Here is an 18,530-nt window from a genome sequence, read left to right on the forward strand (position 1 = left end):
CCTTTCGTACCGCTTTATTCCGCTCGCCCTCTCAGGCGACTATTTCAGCACTTGATCCTTGTTCTCGCTCGTTACCTTCTGGTATGGAATCCACACGTATTTGCCATCGGTAATGTCGAAGCCGGTGTTATCCTTGCTCGGCGTTTCGCCAGCAGCCAGTACGCGGGACAACTCGACCGTCGCCTTGCCTTGGTTCACCGCATCGTTGAGCACTGTGCCGAGCAGCGTGCCTTCATCCAGCGCCTGAATCGCAGGAGCCGTAGCATCTACGCCGACAACCGGAATATATTTATCGCCTGTAAAATAGCCCGCCGCCTTCAGCGCTTCAATCGCACCGAGCGCCATATCATCGTTGTTGGCGAGGACGGCTTCGATTTTATCGCCATGGGAAGCGATGAACGCAGCCATTTTTTCCTGGCCTTTTACCCGGTCCCACATCGCTGTGTCCTCTGCCAGCTTCTCGACCTTGATGCCTGCATCCTCAATCGCCTGCACGGAAAACTTCGTCCGCAGCTCGGCATCCTGATGGCCCGGCTCGCCCTTGAGCATGACGTATTGCAGTACGCCGTCCCCATTCTTATCCGCTTCCGGATGTGCCTTCCAGTAATCAACGATGAGATCGCCGGACATCGTGCCCGACTCCTCCGCCTTCGCTCCGACAAAATACACCTTATCCCATTTCGCCATATCATCCGCAAGCGGCTCGCGGTTAACGAAGACGACCGGAATGTCCGCTGCTTTGCCTTTATCAATAATGACGCCCGCTGCTGTGCGGTCTACCGGGTTAATGATCATCGATTTGACCTTCTTCGTGATGAATAGGTCAACCTTGTCATTTTGCGTCGGCTGCGAGTTTTGGCTGTCTACGATATCCACCTGCACCTTGCCTGCCGCTGCTTCCGTAATCGCGTTGCGGACGCCTGTCATAAACGTATCGTCAAACTTGTAAATCGCGACCCCAACCTTCGGCTGGTCGCCCTCGCTTCCCCCTGCGTTGCCGTTTGATGCCGAGCAGCCTGCCGCTACCGTCAATGCGCCGATCAGCAGCGCAGCCGTTACCTTTTTCATTTCATCATGACCTCCCCATTTTTAGTTCATGCTGATGAGCGTGTGCAGCTCTGTTTCTCTTTCGTGTCCTCATTATGGCTGAAACGGGGCCGGAAACGAATGTAAAATCCTCATCATTTTTATTAAAATCCTCCTTACTTCTGGATAAAGGGAAACAGCACCCGCTGATTTTCAGGCCAAAACATCGTGTCGCTATTTACCAGCTTGGCTTCCATCGCTACATGCAGTGGCACTTCCTCGCCCCGCAAAGCGAGTACGGCGTTTTTGATGCCAAGATAGCCGATGCTGAACGGATTTTGCACCAGCACCGCTTGCAGCTGATCCTCCTGCAGCAGCTCAAGCAGCTCCATGGAGCTGTCAAAGGCGACAATTTTAATTTTGCCGCCGAGCCCCCGCTGCTTCACCTCAAGGGCAGCTGATACGGCGGCTTGGACATTAAGCGCCAATATGCCATCCACCTGCTGCTCGTCCAGCAAGCTGCTGACGACGCTTCGGCAGTTGCCGTCAGCCTCCAAGCAGGGCTCAATGCCGATAAGCGCCATGCCGCTTTCCTCGGCAAGCGCCTCCTTAATGCCCTCTTCGCGGCGCAGCTGGTTGTTGTCCCCAAGGCCGTCCGTCAGCAGGGCGACGCTGCCTTTGCCTGCCAGCAGCTCGCTCATTTTGAGGGCAACCGCTCGTCCCGCCTGATGATGATTAATCGTGATGCTCGAGCTGATGCCCGCTTCCTCCGTCTCCGTGTCAATCGCAATGAGCGGAATCCGTGCTGCCTTGCTAGCCTCGACAATGCCGGTCGTAACCGCTTCGTCTCCGGAGGCAAATACGACCGCATCAGGATGATGCACCAGCGCAAGCTTTGCCGTCTCCAAAAGCTGCTCCGGGCTGCCCTGCTTATCCGGTCCGGAAATATGCAGCGTCACATTAAACTCCTTCGATGCGGCTTCGGCGCCCATGACGACGGAGTTCCAGTAGTCGCCGTCCAGCCGCTTGAGCAGCAGGCTGATGTCGATATTTTCACGCTGAATGGCATTGTCCTCTGCCGTATGCGTCGTGCAGGAGCCCAGCAGCAGCGCACCCATAGCCACCATGCACAGCATAGTGATCCGTCCCAACCTGCGTTTTACGCTCATCCTTCCTCACTCCTCTCGTCGGCTTCAGCACCGGCTGGCTTGAACGGGAAACGTATCGTCACGGTCGTTCCCTCCTCCAGCTCGCTCTCAAACTGCAAGCCATACGGCTCGCCGTAAAACAGCCGAATCCGCTCATGCACATTGCGCACGCCTACGCCGGAGCCCGCGCCGGAAGCCGCACTGGATGCAGAACTCGATGCAAAATTGGCGGAGGTTGACCTTTTAGAAGCCTCTGGAGCAGCCCCTCCAATGAAGCCGTCACGATCAGCCTTACGGTCTCCAGCATATCCAGACGGCTTGGCGGTACTACCGCTGGTCTCTCCCGTGAGCAGCGCCGCCAGCTGCTCGCCGCTCATCCCGAGCCCATTATCGCTCACCTGCAAGTACACTTGCCCAGCCTCGATCCATGCCCGAACGGTAATCAACCCTTTATCGACAGACGGCTCAATGCCGTGCATAATGGCATTTTCCAGCAGCGGCTGCAAAATCAGCTTGAGCGACAAGCTGGGCAGCGCGGCCTCTTCGACGTCAAACACATAATCGAATTTATTTTTGAAACGGATATTTTGAATGATGAGATAGTTCCGCGCATGCTCCAGCTCGCTCGCCAGCGGAATCATCGGCTTGCCTTTGCTAAGGCTGATGCGGAACAGCTTCGACAAGGAGGTAATCGTCGTCACCACCTCCTCGTTGCGGTTCATGCCGACCATGCGCACGACCGTATTGAGCGTGTTGTATAAAAAATGCGGATTAATTTGCGATTGCAGCGCCTCAAACTCATATTTGCGCTTCGCCTCCTGCTCCACAACAATTTGCTGCATCAGCTCGCGGATTCGCGCTACCATCAAATTGAAGCGTCTGGACAGCTGCTCTACTTCCAGCGGCCCGCGAATGGTCGTCATCGTATGGAAATCGCCGCGCTCGACATTTTTCATCGACTTCTCCAGCTGCCGGATCGGACGGGCAATAATGCGCGAAATAAGCCACGACAGCGCAATGACGAATACAAGCAAAAGCAGCAGCAGATTCAGCAAATAATCGTTCAGCTCGCGCTTTGTCGTAATAATCTCATCGGTAAAGGACACTCCGACCACCTTCCAGCCGATGTTGCCGATCGTTTGCACCGTAATCATTTTATCCTCGTCTCCGGATTCGTCATGAAAGCTGCCGAACGTATATTTCAGCGCCTGCTCGACGTTTTCGCTTTTCAGCCCGGCGTAGATGAGCTGCTGCTGCGGATGGTACACCATATTGCCCGCACTTTCGTCCACAATGTAGACGTAGCCCTTCTTCCCGAGCACAACCCGCGAGGACAGCTGATTGATTTTGTTAAAATTGACGTCCAGCAGCAGCACGCCATGCTCCGTTTTCCCGCCCCTTACTACGGTAATGCCTTTGCTCAGCGAGACAACCCATTTGTACTGCATTTTGTACATGTTCTGCACATGCGGCAGCGAGTAGCTGAGATGGTTCGGCGTTTGAAGCGCGCTCTGGAACCAGCGCTGATTGTAAAGACTCAAATTTTCCTTGAGCGCAACGCCGGGAATGCTCATCATCACCTCGCCGTCATGCCCGATGACGGCCAGCGACACAATTTCTCCCCGAATGCCGATGATCGTATTCAGCTGGCTGCGCAGCTCTTCTTCGTTCACATCGCCGCTGCGGCTGATTGTATCGTGGAGAACGCCGTAAATTTCCGACATGCCCTGGATATAATCCTCCAAATTGTAGCTGACCTGATCGACGACCTGCTGGGTATTGCGCAGCGCATTCGTCTCTGCCGTCTGCGAAAACTTGTTGAACAGCAGCACGCTGACCATTATAATCGCCGCAGCCGCAAATACCGACAGCGCCACTGAAATGAGAAACTGGATGCTGCGCTTCCTCATGGCGCATCCGTATTCATCGCCTGATTGCGATAATCCTTGGCAGAGACGCCGACATTTTTCTTAAAGCACAGTGAAAAATAATTCGGGTCCGAGAAGCCGACCTTCTCGGCAATTTCGAACGTCTTCAGCTCCGTCGCCCGCAGCAGCTCCTTCGCCGCCTCCATCCGCAGCTGAAGCAAATAACCGCCGAAGGTAAGCTTCACCTCCTTCTTGAACAGGCTGCTGAAATATCCCGCGCTAATATGCAAATGGCTGCACAGCCGGGCAATCGACAGCTCACTGTCATGGAAGTTTGCTTTCGTGTAACGCACCGCTTCCTCGACCAGCTGCTTGTAGGAGCTTTGCCTGCGGCTGGCGATATGATGGCGAATTTTCTCGCAGAGCGACATGTACCAGCTTCTCGTCTCCGCCAGCCCGCTAAGCTGCTGCAGCTCCGCATAAATTTGCAGCTCGTATCCCACAATATCGTACAGGTTCAGCCCTGCCTCCCTCACCAGCTTCATGACCGCCGTCATCATCTCCAGCATGTAAAGCTGGTATTCCCGGTAAGCGGCATGGACGCCTTCAATCTCGTCAAAAAGCGCAGCCAGCAGCTGCTCCAGCTCCTCATGCGTGCCTACGCGCAGGCAGCGAATGAGCGCCTGCTCCTTGAGCTCGTCAAATTGCAGCTCCTCCACATAGCGCGTCTCTACATCGTCAATGCAGATGATCCGGTTGCTGCCCACCAAATTATGATAATCGAGCGCCTGCTGCGCCTCCTCATAGCCCTGCTTTAGCTGCGCGACATCCGCCAGCGTTGAGCTGACCCCAATCGTCACGGGAAAACGCAAGTATTTCTGAATATTTTGCAGCATTTCAGCAAGCCCGCCCAGCGTCCGCTCCATCAGCTCTTGCGCGCTTCCTCCCCGTCCAACTGCGAGCAGCGCCACCCGATCCTGATGCAGAAAAACTTTGCCCAGCCCGAGTCTGCCCCACACCTCTTCCGCCACATTGCGCAGGGCAAACAGCTTGAGGTCGAGATCGCTGGAGGCCGCAAGCGAGCTTTCCGCTGCGCGGAGCGGCAATCCGGGAAGCGCTTCCAATACATGCGTGTGCAGCACGGACACAATGTACGCCTCTCCCGCTAAATCCAGCTCATATTTCTCTAGCTTCTCCTCAATATGCCGCAGCGGAAGCTTGCGGGTGAGCAGCGACGACAGGAACAGCTCCTTTACGACCGGCAGGCTCGTACGGTAATGCTCCTGCAAAAGCTGCATATTTTCCCGCTTCTCGCGCTCATCGTTCAGCCGCTCCTTCACCTTGTCCATCACCTCAAGCAGCTGCTGCGCGGAAAATGGCTTTAAAATATACTCATCCACCTGCAAGCCGATCGCCTGCTTCGCATATTCAAATTCATCATAGCCGGAAAAAATAACGATGCGCGTCAGCGGATACGTCTTCCTCGTCCATTCCGCCAGCTCCAAGCCGTTCATATACGGCATGCTAATATCCGTCGCTACGATGTCCGGTTCCAGACGCTCAATCAGCTCCATCGCTTCCCTGCCGTTCGCCGCCGTATCTACAATTTCAAAGCCATGGCGCTCCCATGCAATTTCGTGCAGCAGCCCGCTGCGCGTCTCTTCTTCATCATCTACCAGCAGCACTTTATACATCGTTCATCCCCCCGCTATTTAAATACGCGGCCGAGCAGCCGCAAACACCTGATTCTGTCAGCATGCTATTTATCATATTCGTTTCCTTGTTTTCTGGAAAGAGGGGGTGCTTTGAGTAAACAAGCGTAAACGGCTGAAGCCGTCCTTTGGCGGCAAAGCTACCGTTTCGCGATGAAATATAGAGAAAGGAAGAAAAAAATCATATGCTTTCCTATATTTTAAAGAAATCGCGAGATAAATCGACCTTGCTAAAGATAAATCTCGTTGTAAGCGTTTAAAATCAAACTAATCCGCTGCATTCGCTCTCTTTTGCGGCGTAAGCTTCCTTTACAGCAATCGCGGCGGGGGAGTATGATTCATAGCATGCATGAACCTTTTTTTGAAATATAAGAATTTATAAGTTTTGCACTTATAAATAGGCTTATATTTCTCGGACTGAAACGCGCTGCGCCGCCAAAGGAAGGCGATAGCCGTTTCACCTTGAAATATAGGAAAGTATAGGTTTTCGTTATCCTTTCTCTATATTTCTAAGGGCAAAGCTCTTCGCTCGTCCCAGAAGGACGACGAAGTCGTTTTTGCTTGATCGCTGAGTCTTCGCCCAATAGGCGAAGAGCGGGGGAACCAAACGCACTGCAGCCATCCGATGTGAGAGTCGGAAGCTGGCAGCGCAGGGGTGAATCGTTTGCAGGAGTGTCATGAAACTTCAGGCAAATGTAGGGCGACTCTCACCGCCCGAATCCGACAGCTAACCTCGTAAGCGCAGGTGTAGAGAGGAATGGTGAACGATTGTGACCTTGTAAATCAGGCCACAGAGCGTCATACGCCTCTGTGGTTTTTTGTTGTCTTTTTTTCGAAAATAACACTCGCAACATCGGCAGGCATTTTGTTTCAAACGCTGAGTTCTGCACTGCCGCAGAAACGGGGGAACCATCGACGGCTCTCTGTCGTTGTCCAATGGACAATTGCAGGGAACGTCACGGGGTGAATCGCAAGGGCACGATAAGTGCCAAGCGTAGGGCGTCTCTCGCGCCCGAATCCGACAGCTAACCTCGCAAGCGTCAACGGGAGAGGCCACACTTACACTTATCGCAGGCGAATCAGGGGCGTATGATGCCCGGATGAAGGAAGCTGCGGGTGAAGAGTCCTCTTTGCCCAAGGCTTCTTTTTTGCTGCCTTTTTTTCCAAAATGACTAGGGATAAAACGAAATAAGGAGCGCTGCAGCTATGCTGGATATCGGAATGGCTTTGACCTTAATCGCAGCTTTCGGGCTGATTGCCGGATTTATACGCTGGTGCGATCGGTCCATTAGCGAAACGGAGGAACGGGGATGATTCTCATATTGCTCGTTACAGGAGCTTTGCTGGTGTATCTCGTCTACGCCTTGCTCCATCCGGAAAAATTTTAGCAAATAACGTTTCATCATTTATAGCAAGGGAGGAACAGCTGTGGACGTCTTGCAAATGGCGGTAGTCGTCGGCATGATCATGCTGATCGCAAAGCCGCTTGGGCATTATTTATATTCCGTGTTTTCAAACGTTCCAAACCGTACTGACAAGCTGTTTGGACGAATCGAAGCGCTCATATATGCAGTAATCGGGCTCAAAAATCGCCAAGGCATGAGCTGGAAAAGATATGCGCTCAGCTTTATTACACTCAATTTCGTGCTCGTAGCTGTCAGCTATGTACTGCTGAGGGTGCAAAGCGGTCTGCCGCTTAACCCGAATGGAATCGGCGGCATGGAGCCGACACTCGTCCTAAATACGGTCATCAGCTTTATGACCAATACGAATCTCCAGCATTACAGCGGCGAATCAGGGCTGACGTATTTTGCGCAAATGGCCGTCATTACGATGATGATGTTTACGTCCGCCGCTACCGGCTTTTCCGTTGCTGTCGCCTTCGTGCGCGGCATTACGAGCAAAGGCGGAACGCTCGGCAACTTTTTCGAGGATTTCGTCAAAGCACATACGCGGATTTTCTTCCCGCTCGCTATTATCATTACGCTGCTGCTTGTGGCGCTGCAAGTGCCGCAAACGCTTAGCCCTACCTTGACCGTTACGACACTCGAGGGCGCGGTTCAGCATATCGCCATCGGGCCAGTCGCCTCGCTGGAGTCGATTAAGCATCTTGGCACGAATGGCGGCGGTTTTTTCGGAGTCAACTCCGCCCATCCGTTCGAAAATCCCAACCCGCTGACGAATGTCATTGAGATTTTGTCCATGTGGGCACTGCCTGCCGCGCTGCCCTTCATGTATGGCCGGTTTGCGAAAAGCAGCAAGCAGGGCTGGGTTATTTTTTCGGCGATGATGGCGCTGTTTCTGATCTTTCTTACGATTTCCTATACGGCTGAAAAAAGCGGCAACCCGCTGATCGCCACACTCGGCATCGACGCTTCGCAAGGCAGCATGGAGGGCAAGGAGGTTCGCTTCGGCATCGCCCAGTCCGCGCTGTTCACGACGGTGACGACGGCGGCCACGACCGGCTCGGTCAATTCGATGCACGATACGCTCACTCCGCTTGGCGGGCTCGTTCCCCTTGCCCAAATGATGCTGAACGTCGTCTTCGGCGGCAAAGGCGTCGGGCTCGTCAATATGCTGATGTATGCGATGCTGACGGTGTTCATCTGCGGGCTGATGGTCGGACGGACACCAGAATTTCTCGGACGAAAAATAGAGCCGCGCGAAATGAAGCTCATTGCCATTGCCATTCTCGTGCATCCGTTTATTATTCTCGCGCCAACGGCAGCGGCTTTTCTAACCGACCTGGGGCAAGGCGCTATATCCAATTCGGGCTTTCATGGCATTACGCAGGTGCTTTATGAATATACGTCCTCGGCCGCCAACAACGGCTCCGGGTTTGAGGGGCTGGCCGACAATACGCCGTTCTGGAATATAACGACCGGGCTTGTGATGTTTTTCGGCCGATATATGTCGATGATTGCGCTGCTTGCTGTTGCCGGATCACTCAGCCGCAAGCAGTGGGTGCCGGAGACGATTGGCACGTTCCGAACGGACAATTCGCTGTTTGCGGTTATGCTAATGGGCGTCGTTATTTTGATCGGCGCGCTCACGTTTCTGCCCGTCATTGTCACAGGGCCAATTGCCGAGTTTTTAACGATCCGTTAAAGGGAAATGAGGGGTAAGCGTTATGAATGACCAACGTGCTAAAAAACTGTTCACCGGACCGCTCGTGACTGAGGCGCTAAAGATGAGCCTCCTCAAGCTGAATCCGGTCCATATGATGAAAAATCCGGTCATGTTCGTTGTCGAGATTGGAACGCTGATCGTTCTGCTCATGACCCTATTTCCAGGGTACTTCGACTCGCAGGATCGCATCGGCTTCAACTTGACTGTTTTTATTATTTTGCTCTTTACGGTGCTGTTCGCGAACTTTGCCGAAGCGTTAGCCGAAGGCCGCGGGAAAGCACAGGCTGGCTCGCTGAAAAAAACGAAGCAGGAAATTATGGCGAATAAGCTGCTGGGCGACAGCATTCAAATCGTCCCTTCTACGGAGCTGCGCAAAGGGGATATCGTTATCGTCTCGCAAGGGGAAATGATTCCCGGCGACGGCGAGGTCATTGAAGGCCTCGCTTCCGTCGATGAATCGGCTATTACCGGCGAATCGGCACCCGTCATCAAGGAGGCGGGCGGCGACTTCAACTCCGTGACGGGCGGAACGCGGGTCATCAGCGACCGCATCAAAATGCGAATCACGAGCGAGCCCGGTGAAACGTTCATCGACCGGATGATCGCGCTCGTCGAAGGCGCGAAGCGGCAGAAAACGCCGAATGAAATTGCCCTGAACACGCTGCTGATAAGCCTGACGATTATTTTCCTCATCGTCGTCGTCACGCTTGGCCCGATTGTCGCTTATGTGGACGTCAATTTGGAAATTCCCGTGCTCATCGCGCTGCTCGTCTGCCTCATTCCGACGACAATCGGCGGCCTGCTGTCCGCCATCGGCATCGCCGGCATGGACCGGGTCACCCAGTTCAATGTGCTGGCCATGTCCGGGAAGGCGGTCGAAGCAGCTGGCGACATTAATACGATGATTTTGGATAAAACCGGAACGATCACCTTCGGCAATCGGATGGCTAGCGAAATCAATCCGGTGGGCACTGCTGGGGCAGATGAGGCAGCGGCATGGGCCGCTATTTCCTCCCTGCAGGATGAAACGCCGGAAGGCCGCTCGGTGCTGGAATGGATGAAAAAGCATGATAAAACCTACGATGCCGCGCTTGGCGAAGGCGGTCAATTCGTTCCCTTTCAGGCCGAGACGCGGATGAGCGGCATCGATTTGGCCGATGGACGGCTCGTGCGCAAAGGAGCAGTTGAAGCGATTCGCAGCTGGGTGCTCGCCCAAGGAGGAGACATACCCGCTGATTTGGCTCAGGAGACGGAGCGGATTGCCAAGGAAGGCGGCACGCCGCTCGCTATCGCCGTCGATCAGCACATATTCGGCTTGATTTATTTGAAGGATACGGTCAAGCCTGGCATGAAGGAACGGTTCGACCAGCTGCGAGCGATGGGCATCAAAACGATTATGTGTACGGGCGATAATCCGTTTACGGCGGCAACTATCGCCAGAGAAGCGGGCGTCGACGATTTTATTGCCGAAAGCAAGCCGGAGGATAAAATCGCCGTCATCCGGCGCGAGCAGGCGGAAGGCAAGCTCGTCGCCATGACGGGGGACGGGACGAATGACGCGCCCGCACTCGCGCAGGCCGATGTCGGCCTGGCGATGAACAGCGGCACGACGGCGGCGAAGGAAGCTGCCAATATGGTGGATTTGGACTCCGATCCTTCCAAAATTATAGAGGTCGTTTCGATCGGCAAGCAGCTGCTTATGACGCGCGGCGCGCTCACGACCTTCAGCATTGCCAATGACGTAGCCAAATATTTCGCCATCATTCCCGCGATGTTTATGCTGGCGATTCCGCAAATGCAGGCGCTGAATGTGATGCAGCTTGGCTCTCCGCTGTCGGCGATTTTGTCCGCGCTCATCTTTAATGCGATCATTATTCCGCTGCTCATTCCGCTAGCGATGAAAGGCGTCGCCTATCGTCCGCTCAGCGCCGCCCGCCTGCTCAGCCGCAATTTGCTCATTTACGGGCTCGGCGGCATGATCGCGCCGTTCATCGGCATTAAGCTCATCGACATGATGGTTCATATTTGGATTTAACGCCGTCCAGATCGGCTGCGGCCTATTAATGAAACGAACCTTTAATTAGAAAGAAGGGAATTGTGCTATGCATGCTATTTTAAAAGGAAAACGTCCATCGTCACCTATGCCATCCGCTTCGTCTTCATCAGTGCCGCCCTCCCCATCTTCCGTAATCGGGATGTCGCTGCGCGCCAGCCTGCTGTTTCTGCTCCTTTGCGGTATCGTGTATCCGCTTGTGAGCACAGGCGCCGCGCAGCTGCTGTTCCCGGCCCAGGCCAATGGCAGCCTGCTCAAGGACAGCGCAGGCAACGTCGTTGGTTCGTCGCTGATCGGTCAGCCTTTCACCGATCAGCGCTATTTTCAGGGGCGGGTGTCGAGCATTGACTATAAGGCGGAAGCTTCCGGCTCTAACAACTATGCCCCTTCGAACCCGGAGCTGCTGGCTCGCATGAAAGCATCTATCGCCCAGTGGCAGCAGGATAATCCCGAGGTGCCGATTGCTCAGCTGCCGCTTGCATTAATAACGAACTCCGGCTCCGGGCTTGACCCGGATATTACGCCGCAGTCGGCTATCGTACAAATTGCAAGAATTAGCAAGCTGACAGGACTGCCGAAGGCAGAGCTTGAAGAACTTGTGCACGCGCATACGAAAGGACGCGAGCTCGGCCTATTCGGTGACAAGCGCGTAAATGTGCTGGAGCTGAATCTGGCTTTATCCACACGAATCGCCAAATAAAAAAGAAGGCGGGAGCAGAATGCCACCGTATCAACGCAAGACGCCAGAGGAGATATTGGCTTCTATCTCCCGGCTGCATAAGGGACGCCTGAAAATCATTATTGGCTCGGTCGCAGGCTCCGGGAAAACGTATCATCTGCTGCAGGAAGGCCAGCTGCTGAAGCAGCAGGGCATTGATGTCGTCATTTGCGCCTTAACGCCAGCTCCAAGTACAAATAGGAATCAAGCCGCGCTTGAGTCTGAGCTGGAGCATGTCCCGAGCATTAAGTGGCAGCGCGATGGCAAGGAGCAGCAGGATTTGCCGCTGGAGACGCTGCTCGCCCGCAACCCGGAGGTCGTGCTCGTCGATGGCCTCGCCCATCGCAACCGTACGTGCGCCCGTTTCCAGACGCGGCTGGAGGACATTCAATATTTGCTGGAGCATGGCATCAGCATCATTACGACGATTAATGTCTACGAGCTGGAGGGCGAGGACGGGGTTATTTTCAAAATGACGGGCATTCGCGCGGAGGAGACGGTTCCGGCGGACACGCTGGAATGGGCCGATGAGGTTCGCCTCATTGATGTCTCTCCTGAGACGATGCTGAGCCGGATGGAAGAGGGACTGCTCGGCAGCTCCCTCCATCCGGCTATGCGGCTGCCCGGCAATCTGGCTGTTCTGCGTGAAGTCGCTCTCTGCCTCATGGCAGAGGGTGTTCACGAAACGCTGGAAAAGCACCGCGAAGCGCTGGGCTTAAGCGGCCCATCAGGAGCAGCCGAGCGGATTGTCGTATCAGCGCAATATCACTTCAATGGCTCCCTATATGTGCGCCGGGGCCAGCAAATTGCCAAGCGGCTGCATGGCGAGCTCGCCGTTGTCACCTTTCTGCTGCCGGGCCGCAGCTTGTCGAAGGAGCAGCAAACGATCAAACGCTCGATGCAAAAGCTGGTGGCGAAGGTCGGCGGCGCATTCGAGGAGCTCCCTCTGGCGCATGCGCGCAAGCTGCCTGCCGCACTTGTGGCATATGCAACGCGGCAGCATGCGACGCGCATTGTGATGGGCCATTCCAAGAAGAAAGCATGGCAGGAGCGTCTGCAAGGCTCTATCGTCAACCGCGTGCTCCGCAAAATACGGAACATCGACGTGTTTGTGATGACGGATCGGGCGGAGCATGAGGGAGAGCGGATTTTGCCCGTTAAAACCCGCTGGGGCGGGCAGGAGGCGCTTTTTCATCGTCTGGACTCCCGCGAGATGGAGGAACAGGCCCAGCGCATGCGACGCGGCACGTTCAAAATTTATATCGGAGCCGCTCCTGGCGTCGGGAAAACGTACAAAATGCTCCAGGAGGGCAACATTCTTAAGCGTAAAGGCGTAGATGTCGTCATTGGCTGGCTGGAAACGCATGGACGCAAGGAAACGGCCGAGCAGGTCGGCGACTTGGCGATTTTGCCCCGGGCAGTTATTCCCTATGGGGCAGCGCGGCTTGAGGAAATGGATACAACGGCTGTTATCGCGCGCCGCCCCGAGGTTGTGCTGGTCGATGAGCTTGCCCATACGAATGTGCCGGGGAGTACGCTTAAGAAAAGGTACGAAGATATTTTGCTGCTGCTGGAAAACGGGATTTCCGTTATTTCCACCGTGAACGTGCAGCATGTGGAAAGCTTGAATGACGCGGTGGAGCAATTGACCGGTGTGCGGGTGAGAGAAACGGTGCCGGACGCGATTTTACAAATGGCGAATGAAATCGAGCTCATTGACGTTACGCCCCAAATGCTGGCGCAGCGCATGCGCGACGGCAAAATTTACAAGCAGGAAAAGGTGGAGCAGGCGCTGGGCTCTTTTTTCAAAATCGGCAATTTGATTGCCTTGCGAGAGCTGGCGCTGCGCGAAATTGCGGATGATGTCGATGAACGGCTGGAGTCGTGGGAACGCGGCCCTTCGCTTCGGGGACCTTGGCGCAAGCGCGAGGTGATTTTTGTATGCATCGATTTGGGTGATCAGGCGGAAAGGCTGATTCGCCGCGGCTTTCGCATCGCTCATCGCTTGAAGGCAGAATGGCATGTCCATTATGTGCACAGCCGTAAAATTCAGCAAACCGAGGTGCAGCAAAAGCGGCTTGATGCGCTGCGGCAGCTGTGCGAGCGGCTTGGCGGCCAGCTGGCGGTAAGTGCGGCAGATAGACGCCAGGAAATTAGCGGAATTTTGCTGAAACAGATGGCTGACCTGCAAGCGACCCAGCTCATTATTGGACAATCGAGCCGGCCGCCGTGGCAAATGCTCGTCCGCAAAACGATTGTGCAGGATTTGCTGCGCTCCGCCAGACATTTGGATATGCTCATTGTCGCCAAATGGGAAACAGAGCCCATGCCGCCTAATCTCGGCACAGGCCCTGTTGATGATTTATAAACAGGCTTACTTACGGGGGACGACTATCCTTCCAAACGCTAGGCTCTGCGGCTCAGGCTCAGGTTCAAGCTAAGGCTTAAGCTAAAGCTTAAGCGGCATTGCCGCGTCTTTTTTTGGAAGGATTGCCTAATAAGCCGTGTTTCCGGATTGACTGGTTTTGCCGGATGCAAAACCTTTGAACAGCGTCGGCACGCCAGAATAGCGCGTGTTTGTTATTTTGCCCGTTGTGGAGCTGCTGTCTGTACGCAAAATGGAATCCTTCACCTTGGAAATATCGCTATTTGAAACATTCATGGATACCGAATAAGAGGTGCCGCCATTTTGACGAACGAGCTTGCCGATGTCATTGGCCTTGAAATTTTTAATATTGATCGTGCCGGATGCATTCATTTGGAACACCTTGTCATAGGCTTTATATGCGCCGCCGCCTGTAATATTAACGGTACCGGAAGATTTTAGAGTCAAAGCGTCCTCGCCTACATCCTGCCAAGTCACATTCTCAATATTGCAGCTGCCATAGCAGTGAACGCCGTCGGCAGCAGGAGCGCCGATAATGACATTTTTCAGCGTTGCGCCTGCCTCCAGACGGAATACCGGCTTCTGATTCTCAGCCTGGCTGCCATCCCCTAACGTACTCGGGTTCGCGACAAAAACTTTGCCTTTGCCGTCATAGGTCGTATTTTTAGGAACAATAATGGTAGCGTTTACAACTTCTGCCGCTGATACAGGGGCAGGCTGCACACCAGCAATTGCAATAATAAGGGCCAAAGATAATAGAGCACCAATCCATTTTTTCATCGAATAAACTCTCCTTTATTCCATTTAATTTGGTTGTGGTGAAGCCTCATTCTTTAATGCCGCTATATTTATGCAAATAGATGTGCACCTCCGTTTGCATCTACAAGAAGACTACCTAATTTTTGCCATTACAGGAATAATCATTAGCTCAGTAGTTGTCCACTCCGCCGGGAATCCCTTATTTCTGTAACAATTTTCGCCTTTACCTGTGAGGAATGTCACAATCGACTGTGTCCCTCCTGTGTTATTCTAACCTCAGTAAGCAGCAAGAGGAGTGAATGCTCATGGAAACTGAACCGCTACGCAAGGTCGAGCAACTCGCACACAAGAAGCATATGATTTTTCAGCAAAGCCGCATCCGGTATATTTCCAGGTCCATGCTCGCCAGCATGTTCATTGGCTTTGGCGTTATAGTCGCCTTTAAGACGGGTAACTTTTTTTACGCCGAGCATTCTCCACTCGCTTATCCGATGGCCGCGCTAACGTTCGGAGCTGCGATTATTCTCATCGCATACGGCGGCGGCGACTTGTTTACCGGCAATACGTTTTATTATTCGTTTACCGCGCTCCGGCGCAAGCTCAAATGGACCGACGCCATCAAAATGTGGCTGACCAGCTACGCTGGCAACCTGCTTGGCGCAGCCGTGTTCGCCCTGCTCATTATGACAACCGGACTGTTCGACAGCGAGAAGGTCAATACGTTCCTGCTCAGTGTCGTCGAAGCGAAAATGCATACGTCGTCGATGGAGCTTTTTTTCCGGGCGATTTTATGTAACTGGCTAGTCTGTCTCGCCTTTTTCATCCCGATGGGCATGAAGCATGACGGGGCAAAAATGTTTTCCATGATGCTGTTCGTCTTCTGCTTCTTTATTTCGGGCTACGAGCATAGCATTGCCAACATGTGCACCTTTGCTATTGCACTAGTCGTCGACCATCCAGACACGATTACTTACGGCGGCGTCATTCACAATCTTGTGCCTGTCACACTGGGCAATCTGATTGGCGGCGGCGTATTAATGGGATATATGTATTATTTCGTGAACAAGCCTTATTTCGACAAAGAGGATCACGCGCAAGAGCAAGAACAGAAGGAATTGCAGAAGTAATTCAGGAGTAATGGCAAAAGCAAAACTAGAAGCAACTACACCATTAGACGGGGAGAGATCGGAAATGAAAAAATCAAGAATTGTTGTCATTGGCGCTGGGGCTGTAGGCTCAACAACCGCTTATACACTGCTGCTTCGCAATCGCATGGATGAGCTGGTGCTTATCGATGCCAATGAGAAGAAAGCGATCGGCGATGCGCTCGACATGAACCACGGCATGCCGTTCCTTGGCGGCACGAAGGTATGGGCAGGCACTTACGAGGACTGCAAAGGCGCGGACATCATTATTATTACGGCCGGTGTGGCCCAGCGTCCAGGCGAAGAGCGTATTCAGCTGCTGAAGCGCAACGTAGCGATTTTTGACCAAATTATTGATGAGGTCTTGAAATATAATGACGATGGCATTCTGCTGATCGCCTCGAACCCAGTGGACGTCATGAGCTACTTCTCCTTGCGAAAATCGCGCTGGCCCGTTAACCGCGTCATCGGTTCAGGCACGCTGCTCGACAGCGCACGCTTCCGCTATCTGATTGGCGAAGAGCTGAACATTGATCCGCGCAGCGTCCACGCCCCAATTATCGGGGAGCATGGCGATTCCGAGCTGCCGGTATGGAGCCTGTCGAACGTTGCGGGTACAGAGCTCGGACTGAACGACGAACAGAAAGAACGGATTTTCACCGGCACACGCGATGCCGCTTACCAAATTATCGAAGCAAAAGGCGCGACGTATTACGCCATCGCTCTGGCACTCGACCGCATCTGTACCGCGATTCTGCAAGATGAAGGCGCCGTGCTGAACGTATCGACCCTGCTCGACAACTACCTCGGCGTATCCGATGTATACATCGGCGTTCCATGCGTCGTTGATCGCAGCGGTATCCGCAACGTTCTGGAGCTGACACTGTCGGACGAAGAAACGGCGCTGTTCCAGAAGTCGGCGAACAAGCTGAAAGGCTTGATTGAGTCGATTCGGGATGAGATGGAATAGAACAGAATAAGAAATACAGAACAGTCTGCCGCTTAATATCGGCAGACTGTTCTTAATTACAATAGTTTTAATTAATTCGACATTTATCGATGCACGATCCGATCCAATCGTTCTGAAATCCCCTCTACGTATCGTGTATCGATATCGTCATTCATTTTTTCAATCATTTTCAAATATTGCCGATATTGCTCGTTAAGCTCTCTCATTCGCCGCTTGCTCCGAAGCATACACAAGCCTTGAAAAAACCAGTCGCGTTTCTTCCACTTCACCGGTTCAATCCGAAATAACTGATGTTTGTCCAAATACTCCTTCTGTATGTCGAATTGGGCATACGTCCGCAGCCTGTCTTCCATTTCCAGCTTAATCTCCTCCAGCCTAATTGCGAGCAGCTCGTAATCCGGGTTTGGGCGATACGCTCTGGCACTTAGAAGATGCCGCTTGGCAGATTGCGCTGCCTCCAGTATCTGCTGTCTGTTCGCATATCTGTGTTTCAGCAACACAGCCACCTTTCTTGCAATGAAATAACGCTGCCGTCTATTCCGATTTACATATAGACTAAACTTATCCCATAACCCTAGTTGTGGGTATTGAGCAATAAATGTAATCGCTGCAAACCGTTCGCTGCCCCCTTGACCGGAAAGCTGCTTGTCGTCAAGCTGCTGCTCCACCTCCGTAAAATAGGCATGTAAATGATGGAAATACCGCTCCAGCTCCTGCTCGGCATATACGCCTCTACCCTTCGCCCAACTAAGAAACGTATAAATAATAACATCGACTATTATAAATGTAGCAAAAACACTATTGATCTCGTTCATAATCTTAAATGAAGACTGAATCGTAAAAGCCAAAAAAGCAATTGTGTATACGACTATGCGCAAGTAATTGTAGCTGAAAATGGTGTTTAACCGCAGAAACTTTCGTACAATTCGATGGCCACCAATTTTTAAGAACAGTGGACTGTATACGAACTGTGTCATTATTTTAATGCAATAAGCAAATAAGATAACGAAAAACGTAATCGATTGATAGCCCAAAATATCTGACGCTTTCAGCTTAGCCGAATCCACCAGAAATGCAGAGGCATTAAATTCGAGAGCGAAAAAGGAAAACAACAACTCCATCGACCGTTGAAACAATATAGAAATTGCTGGAATCACACTGTAAAGCCCTATAACTAAAAGCACGGAGACTAGCAGCAGAATCGTACTGTTCATGCTGATAATCAATATGTAATAAATAAAATGAATCGCGTAAGTCAAAATATTAATAACAATTTTATGTACTGGTGCCCACCAGATAATAAATTTCTTATATGATTCGACGTGGTCTTCGGCCCATTTGGATAGCGTGGCCAGTATATACCAAAAACCAATTAACCAAATGACAAGCCCAGCCATACTTCGGAACATATGCCAAATGCCAAGCAGACGTTTCCCCGTCCCCAATTCTTTATTAAACATCTGCTTTATGAAGTCCGCATACACTTCCTGAATGCCAAACAACTGCTTCATAATTGGAATGCAGGATAATACGAGCAAGATGAACACGAGTATCGGCACTATTTTTTTAATGCTCCCATTCCATTTCATACGCGAGCCCCCTTTATAGAAATATCG

At 52.7% G+C, this 18,530-nt stretch carries 13 protein-coding genes and 2 riboswitches; of the genes, 7 read left to right on the forward strand and 6 right to left on the reverse strand.

Annotated features, from left to right (window positions below; all coding sequences use genetic code 11):
* Positions 1–39: 39 nt before the first annotated feature.
* The 4 genes from AC50Y5_RS12800 to AC50Y5_RS12815 form a co-directional block, all read right to left on the reverse strand.
* Complete coding sequence (locus tag AC50Y5_RS12800) at positions 40–1,068, reverse strand: galactose ABC transporter substrate-binding protein (RefSeq protein ID WP_056036619.1); 1,029 nt, start codon at positions 1,066–1,068, stop codon at positions 40–42.
* 134 nt (positions 1,069–1,202) lie between these two features.
* On the reverse strand, positions 1,203–2,195 hold the full coding sequence (locus AC50Y5_RS12805) for a substrate-binding domain-containing protein (protein WP_494861077.1): 993 nt from the start codon (positions 2,193–2,195) through the stop codon (positions 1,203–1,205).
* Complete coding sequence (locus AC50Y5_RS12810; protein WP_494861079.1) at positions 2,192–4,084, reverse strand: cache domain-containing sensor histidine kinase; 1,893 nt, start codon at positions 4,082–4,084, stop codon at positions 2,192–2,194. The genes AC50Y5_RS12805 and AC50Y5_RS12810 overlap by 4 nt, the downstream gene beginning before the upstream one ends.
* Positions 4,081–5,736, reverse strand: a complete 1,656-nt coding sequence (locus AC50Y5_RS12815) for a response regulator (protein ID WP_494861081.1) — start codon at positions 5,734–5,736, stop codon at positions 4,081–4,083. Before AC50Y5_RS12815 ends, AC50Y5_RS12810 begins: the two co-directional genes overlap by 4 nt.
* 574 nt (positions 5,737–6,310) lie before the next feature.
* Positions 6,311–6,511, forward strand: a riboswitch (cyclic di-AMP (ydaO/yuaA leader).
* 108 nt (positions 6,512–6,619) lie between these two features.
* Positions 6,620–6,809: riboswitch (cyclic di-AMP (ydaO/yuaA leader) on the forward strand.
* A 255-nt stretch (positions 6,810–7,064) separates the two neighbouring features.
* Between AC50Y5_RS12815 and kdpF the strand changes: the two genes are divergently transcribed.
* The 5 genes from kdpF (at position 7,065) to AC50Y5_RS12840 (ending at position 14,022) form a co-directional block, all read left to right on the forward strand.
* Entirely contained in the window at positions 7,065–7,142 is a 78-nt protein-coding gene (gene kdpF / locus AC50Y5_RS12820; protein ID WP_494861529.1) for a K(+)-transporting ATPase subunit F, read from the forward strand.
* Positions 7,143–7,182: 40 nt separating this feature from the next.
* Positions 7,183–8,862: a potassium-transporting ATPase subunit KdpA gene (gene kdpA, locus AC50Y5_RS12825; RefSeq protein ID WP_056036611.1), complete on the forward strand. Its 1,680-nt coding sequence runs from the start codon at positions 7,183–7,185 to the stop codon at positions 8,860–8,862.
* A gap of 22 nt (positions 8,863–8,884) precedes the next feature.
* On the forward strand, positions 8,885–10,918 hold the full coding sequence (gene kdpB, locus AC50Y5_RS12830) for a potassium-transporting ATPase subunit KdpB (RefSeq protein ID WP_056036610.1): 2,034 nt from the start codon (positions 8,885–8,887) through the stop codon (positions 10,916–10,918).
* Positions 10,919–11,024: 106 nt separating this feature from the next.
* Positions 11,025–11,636 (forward strand): potassium-transporting ATPase subunit KdpC, encoded by a 612-nt coding sequence (gene kdpC, locus AC50Y5_RS12835; protein WP_056037065.1) that lies wholly within the window; start codon positions 11,025–11,027, stop codon positions 11,634–11,636.
* Between the two features lie 19 nt (positions 11,637–11,655).
* A complete protein-coding gene (locus AC50Y5_RS12840; RefSeq protein ID WP_494861083.1) occupies positions 11,656–14,022 on the forward strand; it encodes a histidine kinase in 2,367 nt (788 codons plus the stop codon).
* Between the two features lie 126 nt (positions 14,023–14,148).
* Here AC50Y5_RS12840 and AC50Y5_RS12845 read toward each other — a convergent pair whose 3' ends face one another.
* Positions 14,149–14,820: a pectate lyase gene (locus AC50Y5_RS12845; protein WP_056036605.1), complete on the reverse strand. Its 672-nt coding sequence runs from the start codon at positions 14,818–14,820 to the stop codon at positions 14,149–14,151.
* A 284-nt stretch (positions 14,821–15,104) separates the two neighbouring features.
* On the opposite strand from AC50Y5_RS12845, the gene AC50Y5_RS12850 reads away from it, so the two are divergent.
* Together AC50Y5_RS12850 and AC50Y5_RS12855 are read left to right on the forward strand one after the other, a co-directional pair.
* On the forward strand, positions 15,105–15,926 hold the full coding sequence (locus tag AC50Y5_RS12850) for a formate/nitrite transporter family protein (RefSeq protein WP_494861085.1): 822 nt from the start codon (positions 15,105–15,107) through the stop codon (positions 15,924–15,926).
* Between the two features lie 64 nt (positions 15,927–15,990).
* Positions 15,991–16,914, forward strand: coding sequence for an L-lactate dehydrogenase (locus AC50Y5_RS12855; protein ID WP_099518115.1), 924 nt, complete (start codon positions 15,991–15,993; stop codon positions 16,912–16,914).
* 83 nt (positions 16,915–16,997) lie between these two features.
* On the opposite strand, the gene AC50Y5_RS12860 is transcribed toward AC50Y5_RS12855, so the two are convergent.
* Positions 16,998–18,503: a hypothetical protein gene (locus AC50Y5_RS12860; RefSeq protein ID WP_494861088.1), complete on the reverse strand. Its 1,506-nt coding sequence runs from the start codon at positions 18,501–18,503 to the stop codon at positions 16,998–17,000.
* Positions 18,504–18,530 lie beyond the last annotated feature (27 nt).

The sequence above is a fragment of the Paenibacillus sp. JT22N7 genome (genome assembly GCF_059383875.1).